This is a genomic window from Kitasatospora sp. NPDC058243 (assembly GCF_042882025.1).
In the GTDB taxonomy this organism is placed as follows: Bacteria; Actinomycetota; Actinomycetes; order Streptomycetales; family Streptomycetaceae; genus Kitasatospora.
This window is the reverse complement of sequence record NZ_JBHVWW010000066.1, coordinates 47,158-55,102: the sequence shown is the minus strand read 5'-3', so window position 1 is coordinate 55,102 and position 7,945 is coordinate 47,158. Positions and strand designations below refer to the sequence as shown.

Here is a 7,945-nt window from a genome sequence, read left to right as displayed (position 1 = left end):
TTGCACGCGCCCCTCTCTACAGTCCTCCCCCCTCCCCCCCTTCCCCTCGCCCCGCGCCGCGGCACGTCCGGAAAGCGGGCCGGCCGTCGGCCGACCCACGACCGGCACCTCACACCAGGCCGCCTCACCGCAGGCCGACAGGGGGAGAAACCCATGACGAGCTCCACACTGGAGCGGGACCACAAAGAGGGGAACGAGGCGGCGGACGTCCTCGCCCGGGCCCGCAACCTGGTCGACCCGGTCCTGCGGGCCGCCGTCGACTCACTGCCGGGCGCGATGCGCAAGGTCGCCGGCTACCACTTCGGCTGGTGGGAGGCGGACGGCTCGCCCGCCGACGCCCCCTCCGGCAAGGCGATCCGGCCCGCCATGGTCCTCGCCGCCACCCAGGCACTCGGCGGCACGACCGCCGAGGCCACCGCCGCAGCCGCCGCCGTCGAGCTGGTGCACAACTTCACGCTGCTCCACGACGACGTCATCGACCGGGACGAGACGCGCCGCCACCGGCCCACCGCCTGGCGGGTGTTCGGCACCACCGAGGCCATCCTGGCCGGGGACGCCATGCACTCGCTGGCGCTGCGCCTGCTCGCCGAGGACGCCCACCCGGCCGCCCGGAGCTCGGTCCGCCGGCTCACCGACTGCGTGGTCGAGCTGTGCGAGGGCCAGCAGATCGACTGCGCCTTCGAGCAGCGCAGCGACGTCTCGCTCGCCGAGTGCCTGGCGATGGCGGAGGCCAAGACCGGCGCCCTGCTCGGCGCCGCCTGCGCGATGGGCGCCCTGTACGGCGGCGGGTCGGAGGAGGCCGCGCAGGCGATGGACGGCTTCGGCCGGGAGATCGGCCTGGCGTTCCAGCTGATCGACGACCTGATCGGCATCTGGGGCGATCCGGCGGTGACCGGCAAGCCGGTGGGCGCGGACCTGGTCGCCCGGAAGAAGTCGCTGCCGGTGGTCGCGGCGCTGGGCTCCGGCACCCCCGAGGGGGCCCGGCTCGCCGGGCTGTACGCCCTCGAACGCCAGCTCAGCCCTGAGGAGTTGGCGCAGTGCGCGGCGTCCGTCGAAGGCGCCGGCGGCCGCGGCTGGGCGCAGGGCGAGTCCTGCGAGCGGATGGCGGCGGCGATGGCGCAGCTGGCCACGGCCGTCCCGGAGCCGTCGGCGGCCGACGAACTGCTGGTGCTGGCCGAACTGGTCACCCGCCGCAGCCACTGACCGGGCTCGTCCGACCGGGCTGGTCCGACCGGACTCGGCTGACCGGACTCGTCGGGAGTGGGAAGTCGGCCGGTCCGACTTCCCACTCCGGGCCCGGCGCCCGCACCCACACCCGTACCCGTGTCAGCGCCGGTAGCTGGTAGCTGGTAGCTGGTAGCCGGTGGCCGACGGGAGCCCGGGAAGCATCGGGCCACCCGACATGCTGACCCGCCCCACCCCGCATAGCATCCCCTATGTACTCGTATGTCCCGAATTCCGGTGCGCGCCTGCGCCGCCGGCCTTCCGTGCACTGGGGAGAGCGACGAGCATGGCCAACCCGGCACTCGTGGACCCGGCCACGATCCGCGCGACCGCCGCCGAGGCCTGGATCCGTGCGTACCCGATCCTGCAGAACTACCGCACCCTGTACGCGCAGGCACTGGACGACGCGGATCCGGGGTACGTCGGCGGCTTCGGCGTCTTCCGCCACCGCTCGCAGCCGTTCACCCCGGCCGACACCGACGTCGCCTCCCCCGACAACGACACCCCGCACTCCTGGGCCTGGCTCGACCTGCGCGCCGAACCGTGGGTGGTGTCCGTCCCGGCCGCGGACCGCTACTACGTCCTCCCGCTGCACGAACTCGACACCGTGTACGCCGGGTTCGTCGGCGCCCGGAGCACCGGCCAGGAGGCCGGCGACTACCTGGTGGCCGGCCCCGACTGGCAGGGCGAGCCCCCGCCCGGCATCCGGGGCGTGCTCCGCACCGCCACCCGCCTGGTCGGCATCCTCGGGCGCACCCACCTCACCGGCGACACCCCCGCGGACATCGCCGAACTGAAGACCGTCCAGCAGCAGTACCGGCTGCGCCCGCTGCACGAGTATGCCGGCACCCCGGCGCCCGCCCCCGCGCCGGAGCCGGTCTGGCCGGTCTGGCGCGAGGAGGTGCTGGACACCGTCGAGTTCCTCAGCTTCCTCGACTTCCTGCTCGGCTTCTTCCCGCTCCGCGGGCCCGTCGAGCTGCCGCCCGCCGAGCTCGACCTGCGCGGCCGCCTCACCGACCTCGGCGTCGACGGGCGCGGCGAGTTCGAGCCCGCCACGCTGCCGATCGAGGTCCGGGCCGAGATCGAGCGCGGTATCGCGGACGGCCGCGCACGGCTGGAGCGCGCCGCCGCCGAATCCGAACCCACCACGCCGGCCGCACTCTTCGGCACCCGTGAGCGGATCGGCGGGGACTTCCTCCGCCAGGCCCTCGGCGCCAGGCTCGGCCGCTACGGGCTGCCCACCGAGGAAGCCTGGTACGGCGGTTGGGCAGCGGACAGCGCGGGCAACCGGCCGCCGAACGCCAGCGACCGCGACTACGCCGTCCGCTTCGGCCCGGACGACCTGCCGCCGGCCCGGTACTTCTGGTCCGCCACCATGTACGCGCTCCCGGACCGCCTGCTGGTCGACAACACCCTGGACCGCTACGCGATCGGCGACCGCACCCCCGGCCTGGTCCGCGACCCGGACGGCGGGCTCACCCTCCACCTCCGGCACAAGCGGCCCGCCGACGCCCAGCACTCCGCCAACTGGCTGCCCGCCCCGGACGGCCCGTTCACGGTCGTCGTCCGGCTCCACGGCCCGGACCGGTCCGTCCTCGACGGCCGCTGGCACCTCCCGCCGCTCGACCCGAGCTGACCCGAGCTGACCCGCACCGCAGAGATCCGCACCGCAGAGACCGCGCCGACCGGACGAAGGACACCCCGATGAACCACCCCGAGCTGGAGGCCCTGGCCGCCGACGCCTACGTCTACGGCTACCCGCTCGTCGCCGACCTCACCATGGTCGAGCGCTTCTCCCGGGGCGGCCTGGGCACCCTGCCGGCGGCGTCGTTCAACCACTTCAGCCACGCCACCCGGCTGGCCGGGCCCAAGGACCACTTCGTCTCGGTCAACAACGACACCCTCTACTCGATCGCCCAGCTCGACCTCTCCGAGGGCCCGCAGGTGCTGCGCGTCCCGGACACCGCGGGCGCCTACTACGTGCTGCAGGTCGTCGGCGCGTGGACGGACAACGTCGCCTACGTCGGCAGCCGTGCCACCGGCACCGGCGAGCAGACCTGGCTGATCGTCCCGCCCGGCTGGCACGGCACCCCGTCCGACCCGGCCCGGGTGATCGAGGCGCCGACCACGGTGGCGACCATCGTCGGCCGCTTCGCCTGCACCGGGCCGGACGACCTCCGCCGGGTCAAGGCCCTCCAGAAGGCCCTCACCCTGGAGCCGCTGGAGCCCGGCGGGCTGGTCGCCGGACTGCCCGAGCCCGATCCGGAGGTGCCCGAGCGGCTGGCCTTCTTCGAACGGCTTAGGGTCTGGATGCAGGCCTTCCCGCCGGCCGGTCCGGACGTCGAGTACCAGCAGCGCTTCGCCCCGCTCGGCCTGCTCGACGAGGGCACCTCGCCGTACCGTGCGGCCGCCGCGGACTGGACCCTCGCGCTGGCCAAGGGCCTGGCCGCCGGCCGCGAACGGGTCGAGGACGCCACCCGTCCGCCCGAGGACCACCCGCCCGGCGAGTGGCGCTCGGCGCTCCACCTGTTCGATTACAACATCGACCACCTGGGCCCCGGCACCCTCGACGACCCCGAGTGGCGCATCCCCGACCGCCGCGCCGGCTACCTCAGCCGGGCCGCCGCCGCCCGGGCCGGTCTCTGGGGCAACCACGCCTACGAGGCCTCGTTCGCGATGACCTACGACGACTCCGGCGGCCGCCCGCTCAGCGGTGCGCACCGCTACACGCTGCGGTTCGACCAGCCGCCGCCCGCCGAGGCGTTCTGGTCCGTCACGATGTACGCGCTGCCGGACTACTACCTGGTGGACAACCCGATCGAGCGCTACACGATCGGCGACCGCACCCCGGGCCTGGTGTACGGCGCGGACAGCTCGCTCACCCTGACGCTCCAGCACGAGCAGCCCGAGGACGAGGTGGAGGCGGCCAACTGGCTGCCCGCCCCGGTCGGCGAGTTCCGGCCGATCATCCGGCTCTACCAGCCGAAGCCGGCCGTGCTGGACGGCAGTTACCGGGTGCCGCCGATCGACCGGAGCTGACCGCCGTCGCCACCGGGCGCGGACGTCGAGGGGGACACCGGACGCTCAGTGCGGAGCCGGGGTCGCGGTGCCCGTCGGGGTGCCCGAGGGCGGTGGCGAGGACGGGTGCGCGGACGCCGATGCCGATGCCGATGCCGACGACGAAGGCGAAGGCGAGGACGACGCCGAGGAGGACGGCGACGGCGAGGGAGCGGAGGACGACGGCGACCCCGACGGGGACGGAGCCGCCGTGGCCGTCACCGACGGCTGCGGGGAACTGCTCGGCTGCGGGTCCGTCGTGGCCGACGCCGACGCTGGCGCCGACGCCGACGCCGACGTCCCCGGAGCGGCGGGGGAGGAGGCCGAGCCGCCCCGGTTGTGCGGTCCGCCCTCCAGGGTGACCACCGCCTGCGAGGGCGGCAGTGCGATCCGGGCGGTCCAGTGCGCTGTGGGCGCGAGGTCCTCGTCCACGGTGACGGTCACGGTGATCCGCTGGCCCGGTGCGAGGGTGCCGGAGTCGCGGCTGAGCCGCAGCCAGCCGGCGTCCGTCACGGCGTGCCAATGGATCTCGGTGGTGCCGGAGTCGGTGAGGGTGAGGACGGTCCGGCTGCCGTACTCGGCGGCCTCGACGGTGAGCAGCCCGGCCGGGGCCGGTTCGGCGCCGCCCGGGCCGCCGCCGGGCGCGGGTGCCTGGCCGACGGCGGGGGCGGGGGCGGCGACCAGGGTCGGACTGCCGATCGGGGTCGCCCCGTGGGCCGGTACCGGGACCGCCGGGCCCTGGAGGGTCAGCCGTGGAAAGCCGAGGGGCAACGTTTCTGCACCCCCCGCCCCCGCACCCGCCAACTCCATCCCCGGCACCCCCGGCAGCCCCGTGCCCGCCGTCGTGCCCGCCGCCGGCCACGGCTTCGACGGCTGCTGCCCGCCCGTCCGCCCGGCCTCCTCCACCCGCACCGTGGACACCGCGGCCGCCGTCCCCTCCCCGCTGCTCCGGTGCCCAGCCCACAGGGCGACCACCGGCGCCGCCAGGACGGCCGCGAGCACCCCGGTGGTCACCACCCGCCGACGCACCGCCAGTGCCCGGCCCGCGTCCGGCGCCCGGTGCCGGGGGAAGCCGCCCTGGTCGAACCGCAGCCCCGACTCGGCCGCCGGCACCGCCCCCGCCCGCCGCACCGCACCGGCCGCCGACGGCAGGTACGCCGCTCCCTCGCCTCCCTCGCCCGAGGGCGTCGGGGCTGGCGCCGGGGCCGGGGCGGGCGCCGCCAGCAACGGCAGCCCGGACAGCTCCGCCGCGCCCTCCGGCACCTCGCCGGCCACCCGCTCCGCCGTCCCCCGGCAGGTCGGGCAGTCCACCACGTGCTGCACCAGCTCCCGGCGCAGCGCCGGGCCGAGCACCCAGTCCCGCCAGGACTCCGCCCCGGCCCCGCCGAGCCGGTCCAGCTCCGGGCAGCTGCCCACCCCGAGCACCAGCAGCGCCGCCCTGGTCCGGGCCACCTCCGCCTCGGCGGAGGCGAGCAGCGCGCGGGTCCGCTCGAACGGCAGGCCCAGCACCGCCGCCACCTCGTGCGGGGTCAGCCGGTGCCGGACGGACAGCTCCAGCGCCTCGCGCTGCTCCGGGTCGGTGCCGGCCGCCTCCGGCCAGGCGAGCGAGGCCAGTTCGCGCCGCCGCCGGGCCGCCTCGGCCTCGGTCGGCTCCGCCGTGGCGTCCCGCCCGGCGCCGTCCGCGAGCCGCCGCAGGCAGCAGTACCGGGCCAGTGAGAACAGCCAGGCCCGGACCAGCCCGGGCTCGGTCAGCCGGGCGCCGTGCCGCCGTGCCAGCTCGCGGGCCTCGCGCAGGGCGCCGGTGGCCGCGTCGTGCTCGCACAGCACCGAGAGACAGTAGGTGAACAGGCCGTCCACCTGCCGGTCGTACGCTGCCAGCACGGCGGCCGGCGGCCCTTCAGTACGCGTTGTCACCCGTCCGACGGTAGAGACGGCGGGCGGCGTACCTCGGCCATTCGCCGTGTATGTACTTCTTTCGGGTAACAACATCGCCCATCTGTGTGGGTTTGGGCCCGGTTCCGGCGGAGTTCGGGCCCGGTTCCGGCGGAGCAGGGCGTTGTCGGACCCAGGCGCTACGGTGGGTCGCATGGCTGCCCGTACCAAGACCACCGCCAAGCCGCGCCCGGCGTACCGCTGCACCGAGTGCGGCAACCAGCTGCCCAAGTGGGTCGGCCGCTGCCCGGAGTGCAACGCCTGGGGCACGGTCGAGGAGTACGGCGCGGTGCCGATCCGGACGACCGCCGCGGGCCCGGTCAGCTCGCCGGCCCGTCCGATCGGCCAGGTGGACGGCCAGGTCGCGACGGCCCGCTCGACGGGCGTGCCGGAGCTGGACAGGGTGCTCGGGGGCGGGCTGGTCCCCGGCGCGGTCGTCCTGCTGGCCGGCGAGCCCGGCGTCGGCAAGTCCACCCTGCTGCTGGACGTCGCGGCCAAGGCCGCCACCGACCGGCACCGCACGCTCTACGTCACCGGCGAGGAGTCGGCCGGTCAGGTCCGGCTGCGCGCCGACCGGATCAACGCGCTCTCCGAGCACCTCTACCTCGCCGCCGAGTCCGACCTCGGCGCGGTGCTCGGGCACATCGACGCGGTCAACCCCGGTCTGCTGATCCTGGACTCGGTGCAGACCATCGCCTCCGCCGAGCTGGACGGCGCCCCCGGCGGTCCGGCCCAGGTCCGCGAGGTGGCGGGCGCGCTGATCCGGGTGTCCAAGGAGCGCGGCATGGCGACGCTGCTGGTCGGCCACGTCACCAAGGACGGCCAGATCGCCGGCCCGCGCCTGCTGGAGCATCTGGTGGACGTGGTGCTCAGTTTCGAGGGGGACCGGCACGCCCGGCTGCGGCTCATCCGCGGGATCAAGAACCGCTACGGCGCCACCGACGAGGTGGGCTGCTTCGAGCTGCACGACGAGGGCATCGTCGGCCTGGCCGATCCGTCCGGCCTCTTCCTGACCAGGCGTGACAAGCCCGTCCCGGGCACCTGCCTCACCGTCACCCTGGAGGGCAAGCGCCCGCTGGTGGCGGAGGTGCAGGCGCTGATGGTGGATTCGCAGATCCCGTCCCCGCGGCGCACCACCTCGGGCCTGGAGTCGCCCCGGATCGCGATGATCCTGGCCGTGGTGGAGCGGCACGGCGGGGTGAAGCTCGGCAAGCAGGACATCTACACCGCGACGGTGGGCGGGGTGAAGCTGAGCGAGCCGTCCGCCGACCTCGCGATCGCGCTCGCGGTGGCGAGCTCCTCCTCGGACACCCCGTTGCCCAGCAACCTGGTGGCGATCGGCGAGGTCGGCCTGGCGGGCGAGGTACGGCGGGTGACGGGGGTGCAGCGGCGGCTCGCCGAGGCGCACCGGCTGGGCTTCACGCACGCCCTCGTCCCGCCGGATCCGGGCAAGGTGCCGCCGGGCATGAAGGTGGTCGAGGTGGCCGACATCGGCGAGGCGCTGCGGGCCATCCCGGGCCGCCGCCGGGCCGCCGCCAAGCCGCGCGCCGAGGCGCGTGCTGAGGCGCCGTCGGCGCCGCCGGCCCCGCGCACGGCCCGGGTCGTCGCGCACCCGGAGGAGCTGATGGAGGGCTGGGAGCCGGTCGACTCCGACGAACTGCGCTGACCCAAGCCCTGTCGATGCCGCACGCAGTTAGACTTTCCCCAGTCTCATTGGCCAGAAGGCAGTACC

At 75.3% G+C, this 7,945-nt stretch carries 5 protein-coding genes; 4 read left to right on the top strand and 1 reads right to left on the bottom strand.

Annotated elements, in window-relative coordinates:
• Positions 1 to 153: 153 nt before the first annotated feature.
• The 3 genes from ACFVX9_RS31905 to ACFVX9_RS31895 all read left to right on the top strand — a co-directional run bounded on the left by ACFVX9_RS31905 (position 154) and on the right by ACFVX9_RS31895 (position 4,263).
• Entirely contained in the window at positions 154 to 1,203 is a 1,050-nt protein-coding gene (locus ACFVX9_RS31905; protein ID WP_063348813.1) for a family 2 encapsulin nanocompartment cargo protein polyprenyl transferase, read from the top strand.
• A 307-nt stretch (positions 1,204 to 1,510) separates the two neighbouring features.
• Positions 1,511 to 2,860, top strand: a complete 1,350-nt coding sequence (locus ACFVX9_RS31900; protein WP_380375876.1) for a DUF1254 domain-containing protein — start codon at positions 1,511 to 1,513, stop codon at positions 2,858 to 2,860.
• 68 nt (positions 2,861 to 2,928) lie between these two features.
• Complete coding sequence (locus tag ACFVX9_RS31895; protein WP_387984845.1) at positions 2,929 to 4,263, top strand: DUF1254 domain-containing protein; 1,335 nt, start codon at positions 2,929 to 2,931, stop codon at positions 4,261 to 4,263.
• 45 nt (positions 4,264 to 4,308) lie between these two features.
• On the opposite strand, the gene ACFVX9_RS31890 is transcribed toward ACFVX9_RS31895, so the two are convergent.
• The gene (locus ACFVX9_RS31890; protein WP_387984842.1) at positions 4,309 to 6,195 is read right to left on the bottom strand and encodes a hypothetical protein; all 1,887 of its coding nucleotides are present in this window, start codon (positions 6,193 to 6,195) and stop codon (positions 4,309 to 4,311) included.
• 172 nt (positions 6,196 to 6,367) lie between these two features.
• Between ACFVX9_RS31890 and radA the strand changes: the two genes are divergently transcribed.
• The gene (radA, locus tag ACFVX9_RS31885; RefSeq protein WP_380486293.1) at positions 6,368 to 7,879 is read left to right on the top strand and encodes a DNA repair protein RadA; all 1,512 of its coding nucleotides are present in this window, start codon (positions 6,368 to 6,370) and stop codon (positions 7,877 to 7,879) included.
• The last annotated feature ends 66 nt before the right edge of the window (positions 7,880 to 7,945 follow it).

Coding starts and splice junctions, on each gene's coding strand:
- ACFVX9_RS31905 (WP_063348813.1), top strand. CDS start 154: ATGACGAGCTCCACACTGGAGCGGGACCACAAAGAGGGGAACGAGGCG.
- ACFVX9_RS31900 (WP_380375876.1), top strand. CDS start 1,511: ATGGCCAACCCGGCACTCGTGGACCCGGCCACGATCCGCGCGACCGCC.
- ACFVX9_RS31895 (WP_387984845.1), top strand. CDS start 2,929: ATGAACCACCCCGAGCTGGAGGCCCTGGCCGCCGACGCCTACGTCTAC.
- radA (WP_380486293.1), top strand. CDS start 6,368: ATGGCTGCCCGTACCAAGACCACCGCCAAGCCGCGCCCGGCGTACCGC.